Raw genomic sequence first — 17549 nt, forward strand, 5'->3', positions numbered from 1 at the left:
ATCGTTGTCAACACTACGGCTACGTTTCACACTGTTATACTAATTTAAAAAGAATTAACACCAATATTTCATAAAGTTTCCCACATATTAACATCTCATAAACTCAAAGACTCGTTTCAAAATCGATGAAAGAGATAAAATAAAGTATTGTGTGCTGCCTACACAACCCCATGCCATTTCGTTCTTCGATACGTCCGTGCTTGCTGGCAATGTTCGGTTCCTCTCTTTCTCCCAACCTTCGGGAATCTTCGAAGGTCTAATATCTTTCACCGAAAAATTCCAGCCCTTTACCGAGTTCTTATTTCCGTTCGCCTAATTCCCATGGGCTGGCGATGCTTTATACCCTACTTTTGAATCAACAAACAAAACGTAAACATATTTTAACAAGGGTATAAAAGAAATTAATTATGAACACTTTAAAAACGAACATCATGAAAACCTTAATGACAACTTTCTTCGCAGCATTTATCTTTGTATCGGTAAGCGCTTTTACAAAAGCTGAAAACAAATCATCCCGTTTAGCCACCGCAGATAACAGTATAAATCTGTACATCGAAACCATCACGAATGGAAATGTGGAAAACATGGATGCGCTATTCGGTAGCCAGTTCATTCAGAATACCAACGCTAATGGCAAAGTTATTAGCCACAGTAAAGCACAAATCATTGGTTTTTTAAAAGGACAGAAAAATGTAAAACAAAACTGCAGTGCTACTTATACTGTAATGGAACAAAGTGATGATTATTCGATCGCTAAAGTGGAAATGAAATACCGTGATTTCACCAAAGTAGATTATGTAACATTAAGCAAGGAAGGTGCTGATTGGAAAGTTAACCAAGTCGTAACCACCTACAAGTAAAAACAACATCTTCCAGCAGGGAAGTTCATCATATAAATCAAACCCCAAGAGGTTGCTTTTAAGCAACCTCTTGGGGTTTGCAATCATTTCTATCTTACCTTTCGTCAATAGCCTATTTCAGGTCAGCCAACGACGCCTCAAAAACACCAACGATACCACCATTCCAGACAATCACGTATACCTTATCTCCAACAACAAACGCATTACTACTATCACCGCTAAAAACACCTTCATCTGGTCCTATTAATTCTTTCAATTGATACCAACGACTTCCTTCATAGCGGTAAATAGAACGACTGTTAAAATCATAGTTCAAAGAAGAGCTTGGGATGATGTGAATTTGACCGTTATGTACAAACCCCGCAGCGCCCGATAAGAATCCTGGCCCATCTGCTGGTGTTGCCGACCAGCTATTGCTTGCTATATTATACGCCAAAAGGTTTCCCGAATTAGTCATGGTGGCGCCAGCCCCCACAATCGCTATCTTGCCATTGCTAATGGAGAATGCATTATTCCATGAATAGCCACCATACAGATCTTTGGGCATTCCGGCCATCTCCTCCCATTTCTTTGTGACGATACTATATCGATACATCGGAAAAGTTGGCTCCTCGGGATGTTCCCAATCATCACTAAAGAGTAAATAAAGATGCTTTTCGGCCGCAAATGCGGTGGTCGTGTATCGTTGTTCAAACGACGGTGGCGCAGGCAAATCAGTCCAAGTATCTGACTTATAATCGTACTGTCTCAATTGCGACGCGCTCGGGACACTTCGAAAATAATACAATTTGTCATCCAGTGCGACCATTCGCCCCGAGGTAGCTGTATTCGTACCCTTCGTCCAGGTATAATTTGATCTATTCCATTTATAGAAATACATCTTCTTATCGTTGTAAGTATCTCCATACGTGTAAGCAAAAACATTTCCTTCTATACTATGGACATTGTAAGGATCGTTATTCGCCGGAAATTTCCTAGACACCATCACCCATGTGTCGTTCAATTTAAAATCTGCTTTATAAGTCACTTCAGCATCCAGCAATTTTATCTTCACTTTTGCTGCCCTGCGGGGAAATGGCCCCATAGGCACCTTCACCCGAATGCTGGAAGTATCTCCTTCCAACAGCTCTGCTTCTACGCCCTCAAAGAGGATTTGGTTTTTAGCTAGTTTTGGATGAAAGTTTTTGCCTTTAATTGTTAGCTCCTGCCAGGCTTTCCCCGATGTTGGCACAATGTCAAGTGTTGGAAGCTGCAAATTGAATAGTTCACTACCTGTTGAACTTTGCAGCTGGGCTTTTACAGTAATATTTGTTTTTACCTTCTCTATATCTTCAGGAACCCTCACCTTGATCTGCTTACGCCCTACACTTACAAACGACGCTTTTACTTCACCGAATTTAACAGACATTCGATTGGAATCGAGATCAAAATGATCGCCTTCAATGGTAATGATATCATTAAATGACCGATTTGAGGTAAAACTTGTTATCTCTGGTTTGTATAGTGAAAATTCTGTACTAACAATTTTGCTTGTTGTATCATATCGCGCGGTTATCACCGGAGATACCTCCGTTAAATCCTGCGGTATGTAAGCTGTCAAAACACTATCATTCAACACTTTGGTCACAACACCCTGCGAACCAAAGCTGATATTAATATATCTATTTGCAAAATATTTACCATAAACATATATACTATCTAATAGATGCGCGTGATTCGTAGATATCGAATCAATTTTAATTTGCTTCGAACCGCTGGATAAAAATGATTTTACATTGTATATTTTTAGTTGTGTACTATCATTAATAGTAAAAAAACTATAATAATATTTTCTATTCTTCTCCAGTTGCGTATTTAAATCTTTGCGTATCATTCCTTTGGCGAGTTGTTTACTTTCCTCCATATAGTAGAACTGTCCATTATGGGTAGAAATCACGCTGTCTAAAGCCAGTACAAAACCATATTTCCCCACATTCTGAGGGATTTTATTTACGTTGGCTACAAGCTGCACACCACCATCTTCAAACACATTTGCCTCTATAGCTTCTATCGGCAAAACTTCCTCGCCGACATCGACTCTTACATCATCTTCCTTCTTACATTGTATAAGCAGAGTAAAAGAAGTCAGTATTAGTGTTAAAAAAAATATATATTTTCTCATATTGTTTATTTAAGGCTCAAATACCCATATTTCCTTTGAAGCGGTGCCATAGTAGTTCACGCTATAATTTTTATCGCCACCGATGATGTAAGCCTTACCTTCCATTTCAAAGGCGGCGAATCGTGAGTGCGCTTCCGATACGATATGTTCTTTTAAGTTCCAGGAGTCTGTATCAGGTGAATATTCCCATACATCCTTTACAGGAGAACTATTATCATTCCCGCCATATACATAACCTTTACCATTAATGACAAAGCCGACCGCTCCCCGGCGAAGGGTTCCAGGAAAGTCGCTCATTTTTTTCCATTGATTCGTTTTAGGGTCATATCTATTTACATTTGGGTTTAGATAGTCTTTATAACCGGTAGCATTATAGTACATTCCGTTAAGGACAAATCCTACGCCGTCTGTATTCATGTCATTTACATTACCAATATCAACCCAATCACCTTCTATTAACTTCAACAGCTTAATTACTTGATTCTGATCAATTATCAAACTGATTACGCAATAAGCAGTGTTGTCAATTACAAATGCATCTATAACATTTTGCGTGTTGTTTGGTAAAAAATTTCCTTTAATTTCTCCCGTTAAGGGGTCAAATGAAAGCCAGTAGGGATACGAAACACTTGTTGGAGCACATAGTTTATTATTTAAAACAAACGATGCGCTGCTTAAAGGAGAAGAATTGGCACTAGACGCTATTTTCTTCGTCCACTGCTCACTTGAGGGATTAAATTCCCAAATCTCATGATGATAATAATAGTTGTTATCGCCATCAAGATACGAAAGGCCTACGTATCCTTTGCTATTCAGGGCCTCCGCAAAAAATCCAAGTGACGCCGGACCGGGAAAATCTGAAAGTTTACGGTAATGCACCAGCTGAAAGACATCAAATTCTGAAGTTGTCGGATCAGCAATTGTTTGTATAGTTAGCTTAGCTCCAACACTTAACGTTGCTTGCGGAGCTTTAAATTGAATCTGTTTATTGGTTGCCGCAGTAATTTCGACTGATTGATTATTAAATGTTAATTTATTATTAGCGACAATTGGACTGAAATTCTTACCATATACCGTAACCGTTTCACCCATTCTAAAATATTTCTGTGATACTGAGTCAATGGAAGGCTGGTTCAGGAAAAACCACTCATACAACCTTTCAGAACCATTAACAGAGAGCTTAATCACAGGATTTGGAACATTCACATCTGCCGGAATAACAAAGTGGATCTCGTCTTTATTGGCAAAAATCACTTCAGCTTTTGCGTTATTCATATGTACAGCCAACTGACCTGCAGCTGATGTCAAATTCTTTCCTCGCACCGTTATCGTATCACCCCATGTACCTTGGTTTCGGTTAAACAATAAGTTGTCAACACCTTTACTCCCCTTACCCACGAAGGAAATGACGTCTCCATAATACGTTTCAGTCGTTAGCTCAACAAATGCGCACAAGTTATAGGTTACGTCTTTGTCAATCCCTGTTTCTGCTTTCAACGTAATGATGCCGTCCAGATCAGGCTTTTCCGTTTCAACCAAAAATCGATCGGAAGTACTCTTTGGATCCTTTTCCAGTGACCATATAAAACCAACTTTTTTTATCTGCGTCCGATCTAGACCCACCAATTGAGCCGAAAATAGGGCGCCTAATGAATCCACATTACGTACCGTTATGTTCTTCACATATTGCTGCGGCGTACTCTGACTCTCCTTTTTACAGGAAAAAAAGCTATTTATAAATAAAAAAGAGATTAAAAACCAAGTACTTGATTTTACTGAAGCCTTTAACATATTGCTAGATTAAGATTTTATTTAACTTTATAATAAACGCCGCGATCTGTCATCAACAGAAAGTCACCATCTTCCTTTATATGGTAATTATATATGCGATCTTTGAATGTAAGATCTACTTTACTCCATCCTACGCTGTTATAAATACCATCATTATTTGACCCATTAACTAAAAAGTAAACTTGATTGTTAAAAAACTGGATATGGTTGATATGCTGCGAAGAAGAGTTCGGTGTGTAATAACTCTTGGTTATACCTTCATAATTGTCGGGAGAAATAATGGCCAAGGTTGCATCACCTGAACCGATATACAGCTTTCCGTCTGGCCCCACCTTAAAATCTTCGATCGTAGATCTTCTGTACTGATAATCTATAAATATGCGTTCCCATGAATCTCCATTGTTTTTAGAAACGTAAAACATATCCCACTTATCGAAAAGATAAAGATTGTTGTTTGCGTGGCGACTTATAAATCTGTAAGGTGTTGCGTACTCATTCTCAACCAATAATTTCTTCCAGAAAGAGCCTTTATCAGCTGTACGAAATAGGCCATTATAATCGTAGCTAACGAACATAAAATCAGGTTCTACCAGAAAAGCCGAAGGGTAGCTGAGTCCGAGCAGTCCATTATTTAAACTCGACCAGTTAGAAAGGTTGTCCGAGTAGTAAATGCCCGCATCTCTAGTTAGCACATAAAGACGATTATTTTCTCCAAAACGTGCGCTAACGATCTCGCTATTAAATGGAAAAGCTTGAAGTGGCATCCAATTAATCCCCCCATCTTCAGACACGTAAAGGCCGCCGTTCCGCATATTAGGGCTTACAAGGTACAGTTTCCCGTTATGTGAAAAAATCCCTGAAGAATAAAAATCATTTATTTCGCAACCGCAGGCTTTTCCCCAGCCTTGTGGTTTACTTCCTTTCGCAGACACGATAACAGAATCATCAGCAGGTTTATTGGGTAGGTAATCCGGGTTATTGAAAATAGTGTCCGAATAAAGCAGCACTACAAGTTGTTGCTCCTCTTTATTGCAGCCTAATTCCCATTTAAGTTTAACGTACCCATCATTATCCGGTCTTGAAATATCCACATAATCGAATGGATTAGAAGACACCGCATTCACCTTACCATTTCCTTCTAGAAACCGATATTTTAACCAGTAATATCGATTCATGCCTTCCCTTCCAGCAACCTTCATTACGATAGAATCTTTCAGCTGTTCCCCAAATATTCCTGATTGCCCATCCCCACTGATCAGTTCAATAGCACTTACCCTATCGTCATCTGGCCAAGTTAATTCGGGTTGCTTATCTTCTTTCTTACATGCTGTCATTACCAATAGGCAAAGCGTCAGCATCATTGTAAATGATTTCAATTTTTGAACGGTAATTTTCACGGATTTAAATTTAGATCGTACCTTAAAATCTGGTAATTGTTTAATGCAAATACAGTATGTTCATCTTTAATAACAGCTTTACTTAAATTACTTGCACCATAGTTGGCAATCATCTCTGTTTTCCAGCTTGATCCTCCATCTACGGTACTAGCTATCTCACCATATGCGCCCACTACTACACCGCGCTTACTATCAAAAAAACGAATTGCTAAAATATCAGTGCCGATACCGATATACATTCTTTGCCAAGTTTGGCCACCATCCGTCGTTTTAATCAATGCACCGCCCTGGCCACCAATTAGAGCCTCGTTTTGATTAATTAAGTAAATTGTGTATAAATTATTATTTAAGTTGATAGGAAGCTCCGTCCATTTTTCTCCGCCATCGTCGGTTCTCAGAATTTTTCCAACATCGCCACATGCATAACAGTGATTTTTGTCCAGACAAACTACGCTTCTCAAATTATTTATAAAGGTGAAGCCGTTATATTTCTGCCAACTCTTTCCTTTAGTAATCGATTTTAGTATTGCACCATTGTTCCCGACAGCAAAAATGGTATTCGCATCTGTCATATAAAAATCACGGACACTTCGATGTCCTCCAATGGGTGGTTGCCAATCTTCGAATTCAAAATTTTGGCCACCATCGCTGGTGAAATAGGCATAATCATTTGTTACTTCAACCAGTCCGATTTTGTTATCAAAAAAACATATATTGTAGGTATCACTTCTTGCTGAACCCGAAAAGCTTCCATTATCCTGTACCCAGGTATTACCCCCATCCGCTGTTTTGAACAAACCTCTCCAATCACTTGAGGCTATCCCGTGCAAGCTATCTAAAAATACCATGTCTTGGAAATAACTGTTATTATTAGCATATAATTGAAGCCATTTTTCTTTAACAGTTGCCGAAACCTTAATTGAATCTAATGCTTTGCAGCCACCAATATAGAAGATATCGTCGGCACAGTTGAAATATGTATAAAAAACAGCTTCTGGCTTCGTATTTTCCTCCAATTTCCACAAATACTTGAAATAGATACTGGTATCGTCTGCATTTTTTGCAGCCAAGCGAATCGCATAGTTAGGCCTGTCAGGTTGATTTCCAATCCGAACGCTATACTTTTCAAGATCTTCGGGGTTTTTGGGAGTAACTTTGATAATCACTGTATCAGGTAGATCGTATTGAAAATAACCTACCTGATCGGCACCCTTGATGATCTCCATTTTGACCGAAAAATCACCAGGAGGGTTTATCTCGGTATCTGGTTGGTCTACAGGTTTTTCATCCTTTTTACATGAGATAATAAAAATAAATGCCAGCAGCATGGATATACCGAAGTAATAGCGAATAACCAGATTATAATATTGCATATAAGATTTAAATAATATCCAATCTGGACCAAGAAAAATAAACATCAAGAGGTTCGGGCATAATTCACAGCCAAGCTATTTTAATCAAGAAATCGATTTTCGTATAGGTTGAAGTAAATGTTTGTCTTATAGGCTTATGTTAATTAAATTCTTGTTTAGATTGATTTCCCACAAAAGTAAATAAAAAACAATAACCTTCAAAAATAAATTTTTATAGAACAGGGTGAAAATTATTCCATTACCACATAGAAATGAAATACCGTGATTTTACCAAAGTGGACTATGTAACGTTAAGCAAGGAAGGTGCTGATTGGCAGTCTATCATATACATAAAGCATCAAGGCAGTCCCTATTGACCGCCCTGATGCTTTTTATAACATTTATTGAATTACTTGTTGTTCTTCTTACTTAAAACAGTTTAGCGTAGAAAACCATAATGGGGACTACGATGGCCTCCTCCTGTTTGCGTTCTAAATGGAAGCACGTTTGTTGTCTCTTTATTATAGCCAGCATACATTACCACGTTTCCATCATTCTGAACAAGAATCTGTGCCCACTTCGCTAAATTCCCGTTAGGAGAATTCGGATCAACATATGAGCCAGATACCCAAAGCTTTTGGTCCCTATCAGGAAGCTTTCTTACAATAGCTAATTCGCCTGTTTCGTAGAACCAAAGCTCGCCAGGATATCGCATATTTCCAACCCATGCGTGATTGGCAGCCCAAATGGCTCCTCGGTCTGCTCTTCTATACAGAACTAAATTTCCATCATTCTGAAATTCAAGCATATATTCCAGATTTTGCGAATATATTGCTTGCCCTTGAACTATCACTGGTTTAACGTTTGATGTTCTAATCGCCTTTTGAACGTAATAATCTGTAGTAGTTGACAGGTTATATATAACATCTAACTTAATATTTTCCCACACTTGCGGTATAGCACGCTCAGCAGGTGGTGTTGGATATTGCCATTTTTGTGTTGGAAAAGGCCGAAAATAGTTATAGACTTGTCTATTATCGAGAGGCCCTGACGATGATTCGTAAACGAATTCAACCTGTCCATCCCACATATCTTTTGGTACTTTAAAGGTAATCGCTCCGTCAACATAAGTATTCTTAAAGGCACTTGTCGGAATGTGGTACTGATCTGTAGCTGATTTAGTTGACCCATCCCTAAATCTCAGTCGGACATAATAATAGACGGCCTCTCGTGCATTGCCATGATCCCAAGACGAGAATGTAAACCTAAGTGTATATGTTTTTTCCGTGTTATGAACAGGTATCTCGGTAGACAACACTCCGTCTATTAAAGGTACTCCATCTATAGCCGCATGTATCAAAAGGGGATATGCAGAACAGACGCTGCATAACAGCAGAAAAAACGATAAAAGTGCCGATGTTAGAAAATTAATTTTCATTCTCATCTCCTTTCTCAAACTCTGCCTTATAGACGTTCGCTTCGCCATATCTCTTTATTAATTCTTCAACTGGCATTTTATAATTATCCCCAATCAGAACAAAGTTCTTTGTGTCGTCATATCTGATTTGGCTAACATCAACATTATGCACAACTGATAAAAACTTAAATGCCTTTACTTCGATTTCGGGAGCAATTTTTGACTCGTACTCTGGAGTTTGTTTCTGACACGCAATAAAAACATTCACGCAGCAGAGAGCAATCAGTAAAATTTTTTTCATATTAAAATTTATTTTGTTTAATGAGCAGTAAATATATAAATAAAATTTATTTTTACATTATTAACCATTTCTAATATTTACAAAAAAAATTAAACATACTATTAATTTAACACTGCATTATGAAATCATTTTTTTCTATCTCAGAAAAAAAATGAACAGCAAAAGATGGGCATAATACACAGCCAAGCTATTTTAATCAAGAAATCGATTTTCGTATAGGTTGAAGTAAATGTTTGTCTTATAGGCTTATGTTAATTAAATTCTTGTTTAGATTGATTTCCCACAAAAGTAAATAAAAAACCATAACCTTCAAAAATAAATTTTTATAGAACAGGATGAAAATTATTCCCTCACCAAAGCAGATTATGTAACATTCAGCAGAGATGGTGTTGGAGGTCCATCATATATACATAAAAGCATCAAGGCGATCGATCAGGACCACCTTGATGCTTTTAATATCAAATCTTAACTTTATCAGATTTCTCCATTGCGCTTTGCTCCAGTCGAAATGACGGCCACAAGCTTTCTAGACATCTCTATTAGTTATTTCTCTCATCAATCCAACACTCACTAATACCCCGGGTTTTGTTTAAGATGCGGTTCAACACGCAATACCGTTTGATGAAAGGGCCACAAATAGTTATTAGGCGCAAAGGAGCGATCTTCAATTTTGAGTGACACTTTATTTCCATTCACCATACGGGTATGTCCCAAAGCAGGCTGATTCATCACCTGTTCTGCAAGACGCCATCTTAGAATATCTTCATAACGCAATCCTTCTCCCGCAAACTCAATACGCCGCTCATTACGTAATAAGGTGATCCACTGATCTTGAGTATAAGCACTATAAGCTGGTAGCGTCACATCGGCGATCGACATGTCCAGCCCTGCCCGGGCACGCACCTGATTAATACAACTCTTCGCTAATTCATCCACTTCACCTAGCATCATTTTAGCTTCGGCGTAGGTAAGTAAGACCTCGGCATAACGTAGAAGACCATACGTTAACGTGCCCTCCCGAAAAGCATCATCTTCCGGCACGAGTTTCCTAAACCAGTAGCCCGACTTACTGGCACGTTGGTTTTCATAATACATGGGGTTTCCGGATGTATAAATATCAATTTTTTCACCGTAAAAGGTATCTCCCGGCCCCATAATGCTTGCTGCATACCGAGGATCCCGATTGAGGGAAGGATTTAATTCATACTCCTCTTTTGTATGTAAAGGGCATTGATCAATAGGCCTTCCCTGTAAGGTCCAATAAGTGTCTACCAGCGATTTCAAGGGAACAGCGTACGATTGGCCATCTCCTGTACGAAAATGTGGCCCTAGATCACGGAACGATAAAGTAGTACCATTCCCTACACTTTCACGATCCATATGAATAATAAATTCTTTGTTTATCTGATCACCTTTATATTGAAACAAATCGCCATAGTTTCCATATAATTGGTATTTACCACTATCCATAATTTCCTTTGCTAACTGCGCCGCTAGCTCATAACGTCCAGTGAATAGCGCGTAACGCATAACAAGTGCCTTAAATGAATATTTATTGAACATGTATTTATTTGTTGTATACTGATCCGCAGGTAAACGTTCAGCAATGTCTGCTGCCATCGAAAAAAGATTCTCCAGCACCTGCGCTTGTGGAGTAGGTGCTACATTTGCTTCTTCAATAGTTGAGGGCACCAACACAAAGGGAATATCGCCCCAGCGCATCGTCACTTCAAAGTATAGCCATACACGAAGCCCTTCCAAAATTGCTTTATACCGTTCCCGCACGGCTTCATCTTCTACGTAAGGCACCTGAATATTGGCAAGGTAGGTATTAATCCGCCCAATATGCTTCATATATAAGGTCCAATAGTATTCAAAAGCTCTTGTATTGCTGTTAAAGGTACCATTCGCAATCCGTTGGTGATGATCACCTTCAGAACGACTATACGCATTATCTGTACGTGCATCTTTCATATAGAATAAAAGGCGCCTATCAGTCCTATTGGTGAATACATCTAAGTAGGCACTGTAAACAACACGCCTAAGATCATCTTCATCTACGAAAAACTCCTGAAAAGTCGTAGCCGTAGGATCTGTTTTATCTAAAAACTTTTCACAGCCCATCAATGTTTGGGCAAGCATGATCAGTATTATTATTTTCGCTTTCATCAGTTTATTTTTTGTTTATTCATTATTGCATGCTTCTAAAGGCATTCATGCTGCCTTCGGCGGTTTAGTTGTCAGATGGAGCCTTTGATGATTAAACCCCGAAGGGCTCATGAACACAAAAGCACCATTTAAAATCCGTGAATAAATAATCTTTACCCTGTATTTAACAATTATTTTAATCATGCCGGGTTCATTATCATGTATTTTTGATTTATAAGATGGATGCCCGAAGGCCGAAACTATAAATTGCCATTCTAGGATAACTGCCATTACCGCCATTGCGCTCAGGTTCTAAGCCTTCCCACTTAGTGAAGGTAAAGGCATCCTGGGCATTGAGATAGATGCGCAGATTTTGAATGCTCTTGGATATATGTGGGAAAGTATAGCCTATCTGGATCATTTTAATACGAAAAAATGCAGCATTGCTCAGCCAAACATCGCTCAGCACGGCATTCGAACTGGCACCCGTCCATACCCTTGGATAACGGCTATTAGGGGTTTCCGGAGTCCATCGGTTATCCATATATTCCTGTCGTGGCGTACCCAAACTATTGTTAGTACCGTCCATTAACACCGGATAGCCTTCCAAACCATTTAGCCAGCCGGTACGCTTACCTACACCCTGCCCCATCATGGTAAAGTCCCAGCGTTTATATTTTAGGTCAATATTAACCGCATAATTCAAGTGTGGAAAGGGGTCACCTAAATCAACCCGATCCATTTCATTGATGACCCCATCGCCATTTTGATCGATGTAACGGATATCACCCAGCAAGGTATTAGGCAGCTTTGCAGTCGTATTATTCACCTCTTCTTGTGTTTGAAAATAGCCATTGCTCTGGTAACCGTAGTAGTTATCGAGCGCAATACCGGGGTACCAGACTTTGTTCTCATTGTCTTTAAAGATCAAGGTGTCATTGGCGCCATAGCCTGCCTTCAACACCTTATTCCGGTTATCGAACAACATCCCTCCAAGCGTATAACTGAAATCACCTTTTTTATCCGACCATTGCGCACTTATTTCCCATCCCTTATTTTCAACTGATCCGATATTAACGGCCGATTCAAGGTTATTAGACCCCGTTAACGGCGGTACGGGGAAACGATCGTAAATAAGATCATAAGAATGTTTTCTATAGATCTCCGCTGTTAAGTTAAGCCTGTTATTGAGCGCTGTAAGATCTAGCCCAACGTTCCATTGTTTTTGCTTTTCCCAGGAGAATTCCGGATTTGGCACCCGCATCGTCCAGCCCCAATCGTTCACATTTTCCTGCCACAAGTAGGGATCAACATTTTCATTACCAATCAGTCCATAAGAAGCCCGTAGTTTTAGGTTAGTGATCGTATTAGAAGAACGGATTTTCTCAAAAAACCGCTCGTTCTGTATATTCCAGGCGATGGCGGCTGAAGGAAAAGTTCCCCAGCGATGGCCCGGCGCAAACTTGCTGCTTCCATCAGCACGCGCCGTAACCTCCAACAAATAACGGTTATCAAAGGAGTAGTTTGCTTTTCCGAAAAACGAGGCCTTGCTTACCTCCCGATAATCAGTATAGTTATAATTCATAATCTCCGATCCCGCTATGAAATACAATTTATCCTTCTTCCCTCTGAAGTCTTGCTCATAATTTACGTTGGCCCGCGCGGTGAGCTGACTTACACTTACCCCTTGTTTCGATCCGACATTGTTTGCCCAGGTGGCAGCCGGTTTACCGTTCGCATCGTAAAACATAAAAGTCGAGCGTTTCACCTTGCTGGCCGACTTATCGATCGTATAAGAAACATTTCCTTCCAGGAATAAATTACTTTTAATAAAATATTTGGGACGCAGGTTAATCGTACTCACATCATACATATTATTCCGCCTCCATCCATGCTCAATGGCGGCCAAAGGATTCAGGTTATTATGCAAAATATAATGTTCAGGAAGAGCTGATTCATAGAAAACTGACTGCGTAGGATTCATTTTCCAGGCATCTTGGTACAACCAGTGATCATTGGGATCACCGTTGATATCCTCAAGCTGTAAGCGATTGACCTGCAAGCGGTGTGCATAGAAATCCGCCAGCAACACAAATTTATCGGCTACATTAATATTCGTATTGAACCGAGCACTGAATTTCTCGGACCCTTCAAATCGGTTCAGTCCGCCTTCATTAAGATAACCCAACATCAAATTGAAGGTACCCACACCACCCCCGCCCGAGATACTGGAAGTAAAATTCTTTGCCTGTGCCCGCTTTTGCATCACCTCGTCTATCCAATCGACCTCTGTGTATTTCCCCTCATCTGCCAGTGCAATCTGTTCCTGGCTAAAAGACTCTGATTGTCCTTGCATGCGGTGTGCCTCATTATTGAGCTGCATATAATCTGCAGATCCAACTAAATGAGGTAAATCAATGGGTTCACTAAACGAAGTCCACGAATGTAGGTCCACCTTGAACTGGCCTGTTGAACCACGCTTTGTTACAATAACAATTACCCCATTAGCTCCCCTTGATCCGTATAAAGAAGCAGAGGCAGCATCTTTTAATACGTTGATACTTTTAATCTGATTGGGATCGAGATCGGTAAGACTTTGTTCCATACCATCCACAATAACTAATGGCTCCGCCCCTTGTAAGGTACTGATCCCTCGTATGGAGATGGCACCGGGAACAGATCCAGGCATATTACTTCCCTGCATCATCGTTACACCTGGGAGCGTGCCGCTAAAAGCTTCCTGCAGTTTAAAAATCGGTCGGTTGGTGGCGCGATCCATATTAAGTTCCACCACCGAAGACGCCACGTGTCTTCTTTCAATGGTATTATAGCCCGTTACCACCACCTCTTCCATTTGGCGACTCTCCTCTTTTAAAACGACATCCATCTTCGAACGACCCTTGATATTTACTTCAAGGGTAGCATAGCCCATTAAGCTGAATATAAGGATGGCGTCTCCGCCTACCTCCATTCGGTACTGCCCATCAACATCCGTCTGCACACCCAGGTTCGTTCCTTTTACTAAAACACTCACCCCCGGAAGCGGCTCCCCCTTCGCATCGCGTACCGTACCGATTACATTCTGCACATTCCTTTTGATCGAACGTTTTTTTACAATAGTTTCAAGCGCTTTGGGTTCTTCTTTTGAGATGATAATGTTTTTCTCGATGATGTTATACGAGAGGCCTTGTGCAAACAAAATTTTCTGTAAGGCTTCTTCCAAGGATTTATCCTTTAGGTTTACAGTAACGGGCTTTGCTGCATCTAAAACAGCAGCATCTATCAAGATGTTAAACCCGCTCTGCTTTCTGATATCTTTAATGATATCGTTTAATGTTGCTTTGTTCCTGTTCAGGCTGACCGTTTGCCCGTATAAGGCTGCACTGACGTTTAAGGAGAGGAGCAACAGCATGAGAGTCACCTTCATGATCAGCAAAAATCTAAACAGTTTGCGCGTATTTTCAAGGCAAAAAATTGCCGTATATTTTTTATACATTTGATTTTAGGTTTATTAATGTAGGTCCAAACTTAATTGATAAACTATTGGCTAAAAGGCCATGTCAGTCAGGGGTACTCCACTACTCCTGACTCTTTTGCCTTCGCTCGTTACCACGATGTAAGTAGCGTCAATCCATAACGATCACCCTCCTTCCTTCAATAACGAAATGTGCCGTTTTGAGCATCTCTAACGCTTTAATCATTTGCTGTATATCATCCATTCGCGAGATTGTTCCATCAAATTTTCTCCCGCTCAAATCACCCTTATAAACGATTTCCACATCATACCACCTGCTCATCTTTTTCATGACACTTTCGAGCGGTTCATGATTAAAGAAAAAATAACCCTCTTTCCAAGCCAGCACCTCTTCTATATCAATTTTATGCACTTCAATTTCTTCTCCTTGATCTCGAACCCTTGCTTGCTCTCCCGGTTTAAGCAGACTTTTATTATCACCCTTTGCTACTTGCACACTACCTTCCAGCAAGGTGGTGTGCACTTGCTGATCATCTGGGTAGGCACTCACATTAAAGTGTGTTCCTAAAACCTTTACCAGCACGTTTTTCGCTTCCACAAAAAAGGGCTGTTCCCTTTTTTTCGCCACCTCGAAATACACTTCCCCCGTAATGGATACCTTACGCACTCCTTCCGTAAATTTCACTGGAAAACGGATAGAAGAGGCGGCATTGAGCCACACCTTGCTTCCATCAGGTAACACTGCTTGGTATTCGCCCCCGGCCGGTGTGGTAATCGTGTTTTGTAAAGGGATCGTGTTTTTTGCATCCACTGCCGTTGCCTCATACATTAATGTTCCCTTATCTATTTGTAAGCGCGCGTCTCCTTGCATCACCAAGGCTTTGCTGGAAGAAGAATCCAATTCAATTGTTTTGCCATCCGCTAAGGTTAACACCGCCTTTTTGCTTCCTGGAACAATTTTGCTTGCAAGGTTAGCTTTAGAAGATGATTGACCTGGCCATTTAAACTCAACTTTGAATATTACAAGCATCAGTATTATGCTTGCAGCAATACTCGCGCTCGCCCATAAGGTCTTCCGCAATTTCTTCTTTGAAAAAAAAGATCGCCTCCCCCGATTAAATCGTTCATCACGCATAATTGCTTGATAGATCTCTCCACTGGGTACCTCTTGATCCTTCGCAAATTCCAGTTCTTCGCTCAGTTGGTTGATCACATCCGCTAAGGTTTTGTCTTCGTAATGTTGATGAATATAATCTACCAATTCCTGATAATCTGCTGGCTGAATCTGATTTTCAAGATAAGCAGTAACCAATAACAATAAGCGATCTTTCGTCATGCGTTTTTCTATCCTTATAAAAAGCTATAATAGCTTTATAAGAGAGTTAACGTATCAAATGAAAAGAAGGGTAGGGAAATGGTAAAAATTATTTCACAAAGGAACAATAAAAGATAAAGGCAACATATAATACATCGTATCTTGCGAGTTGAGACTTGATGGATTTCAGTGCACAAACCAGGTGGTATTTAACCGTATTTTTAGAAATGTGTAGCTCTTTAGCAATCTCCTCATAAGAAAGGCCTTCCATTCTACTCAATTTAAAAACCATTTGCTGCTGTTTAGGTAGGCTTTTCAAGATGTCCGCTGTAATCTGTTGCAGATCCTTCCACAACACCGTGTCCTCGGTTTCGTTGCTTAGGGTTTCCTGCACAGTCATCAACTCCCGCTGCATACGAGAGGCGCTTGTTATACGCCGAAAGGCATCGATGGTTAAACGCCTTGCCTTGTTAAATAGATAGGGATATAGCGGTAGTGTTTCTGATAAATCTTGCCGATGAATCCATAAACTCAGAAAGGCCTCCTGCGTAACCTCTTTACTAAGCTCATCGTTTTTTAGGAAAGCATAGGCAAAGCGATAAACCGCCTGATGATATTGTTGGTAAATCGACTGAAAAGCTTGTTCGCTTCCATTGCGGAGTTGTGCAATTAACAAAGGGTTTACACTCAGAGGGGGCGGCATATTTGGCTATCAGTTAGTATGTAGCTAGCAAATATAATATTTCTGAGTAAAGCGCAAAAAAAAAGCTACCCCAATCAGGAGGTAGCTTTTTTTGAATATCATACAGATGCTATTATCTTGCTATGCGTTGTACAATGCCGGACGATTGCATAGAAAGTGCTTGCGTGTAATCTTCCAGTAAGTTAATATATTTGTCTTTCCAATAATTAACTTTTTCCATCTCTTCAACAACATTTACTTCAGCAGAAAACTTTTTCTGACTAAATGCTTTCTGAAACTCTTCCGATGAAAATAGTTCAGGAAATTCTACTGAAAAGTCATGCTTAAGTGCACAACCTATTTTAAAGATAATGTCTGTTTTAAATTTAGGTTGGTTGAACCAGTTATAAATAGATCGTCTATTTACACTCATCAATCTTGAAAGTTCACTGATACTGTAACCGTTTCTTCTAATGGTCCTTTCAATGATTTCACCATAATGCTTATCCATACTCTTCATTTTTTTTACTAGGTAGTTTGTGATGACAAAGTAACAACCTTTAAAAGGATTTAGCTAGAGGATATTTCACATATCGACACAGGAAAATTCCTGTATTTTACATTTATCATAGGAAATATAGATATATTTT

The 17549-nt window shown here is 39.7% G+C and carries 12 protein-coding genes; 1 reads left to right on the forward strand and 11 read right to left on the reverse strand.

The window, feature by feature from the left end; translation table 11 throughout:
• Positions 1–407 precede the first annotated feature (407 nt).
• Complete coding sequence (locus tag BMY50_RS19435) at positions 408–860, forward strand: nuclear transport factor 2 family protein (RefSeq protein WP_093327812.1); 453 nt, start codon at positions 408–410, stop codon at positions 858–860.
• Positions 861–972: 112 nt separating this feature from the next.
• Here the strand turns inward: BMY50_RS19435 and BMY50_RS19440 are convergent, their stop codons facing one another.
• The 11 genes from BMY50_RS19440 to BMY50_RS19490 all read right to left on the reverse strand — a co-directional run bounded on the left by BMY50_RS19440 (position 973) and on the right by BMY50_RS19490 (position 17410).
• Positions 973–3021, reverse strand: coding sequence for an IPT/TIG domain-containing protein (locus tag BMY50_RS19440; protein WP_093327815.1), 2049 nt, complete (start codon positions 3019–3021; stop codon positions 973–975).
• A 9-nt stretch (positions 3022–3030) separates the two neighbouring features.
• Positions 3031–4812 (reverse strand): IPT/TIG domain-containing protein, encoded by a 1782-nt coding sequence (locus tag BMY50_RS19445; protein ID WP_093327819.1) that lies wholly within the window; start codon positions 4810–4812, stop codon positions 3031–3033.
• Between the two features lie 17 nt (positions 4813–4829).
• Entirely contained in the window at positions 4830–6209 is a 1380-nt protein-coding gene (locus tag BMY50_RS19450) for a WD40/YVTN/BNR-like repeat-containing protein (RefSeq protein WP_139202300.1), read from the reverse strand.
• Positions 6206–7582: a WD40/YVTN/BNR-like repeat-containing protein gene (locus tag BMY50_RS19455; RefSeq protein ID WP_162276640.1), complete on the reverse strand. Its 1377-nt coding sequence runs from the start codon at positions 7580–7582 to the stop codon at positions 6206–6208. Before BMY50_RS19455 ends, BMY50_RS19450 begins: the two co-directional genes overlap by 4 nt.
• Positions 7583–8000: 418 nt before the next feature.
• Entirely contained in the window at positions 8001–8999 is a 999-nt protein-coding gene (locus tag BMY50_RS19460) for a hypothetical protein (protein WP_093327828.1), read from the reverse strand.
• Positions 8989–9279 carry a hypothetical protein gene (locus BMY50_RS19465; RefSeq protein WP_093327830.1) on the reverse strand — a complete coding sequence of 97 codons (291 nt, stop codon included), beginning with the start codon at positions 9277–9279 and terminating at the stop codon, positions 8989–8991. Before BMY50_RS19465 ends, BMY50_RS19460 begins: the two co-directional genes overlap by 11 nt.
• A 570-nt stretch (positions 9280–9849) precedes the next feature.
• Positions 9850–11448: a RagB/SusD family nutrient uptake outer membrane protein gene (locus BMY50_RS19470; RefSeq protein ID WP_238383828.1), complete on the reverse strand. Its 1599-nt coding sequence runs from the start codon at positions 11446–11448 to the stop codon at positions 9850–9852.
• 211 nt (positions 11449–11659) lie between these two features.
• On the reverse strand, positions 11660–14923 hold the full coding sequence (locus tag BMY50_RS19475) for a SusC/RagA family TonB-linked outer membrane protein (RefSeq protein ID WP_093327832.1): 3264 nt from the start codon (positions 14921–14923) through the stop codon (positions 11660–11662).
• A 130-nt stretch (positions 14924–15053) separates the two neighbouring features.
• A complete protein-coding gene (locus BMY50_RS19480) occupies positions 15054–16238 on the reverse strand; it encodes a FecR family protein (protein ID WP_093327833.1) in 1185 nt (394 codons plus the stop codon).
• A gap of 88 nt (positions 16239–16326) precedes the next feature.
• On the reverse strand, positions 16327–16920 hold the full coding sequence (locus tag BMY50_RS19485; RefSeq protein ID WP_093327835.1) for an RNA polymerase sigma factor: 594 nt from the start codon (positions 16918–16920) through the stop codon (positions 16327–16329).
• A 112-nt stretch (positions 16921–17032) separates the two neighbouring features.
• The gene (locus BMY50_RS19490) at positions 17033–17410 is read right to left on the reverse strand and encodes a hypothetical protein (protein WP_093327837.1); all 378 of its coding nucleotides are present in this window, start codon (positions 17408–17410) and stop codon (positions 17033–17035) included.
• Between the last annotated feature and the right edge of the window lie 139 nt (positions 17411–17549).

Origin of the sequence: Olivibacter domesticus, from assembly GCF_900109575.1 — a bacterium.
In the GTDB taxonomy this organism is placed as follows: Bacteria; Bacteroidota; Bacteroidia; order Sphingobacteriales; family Sphingobacteriaceae; genus Olivibacter; species Olivibacter domesticus.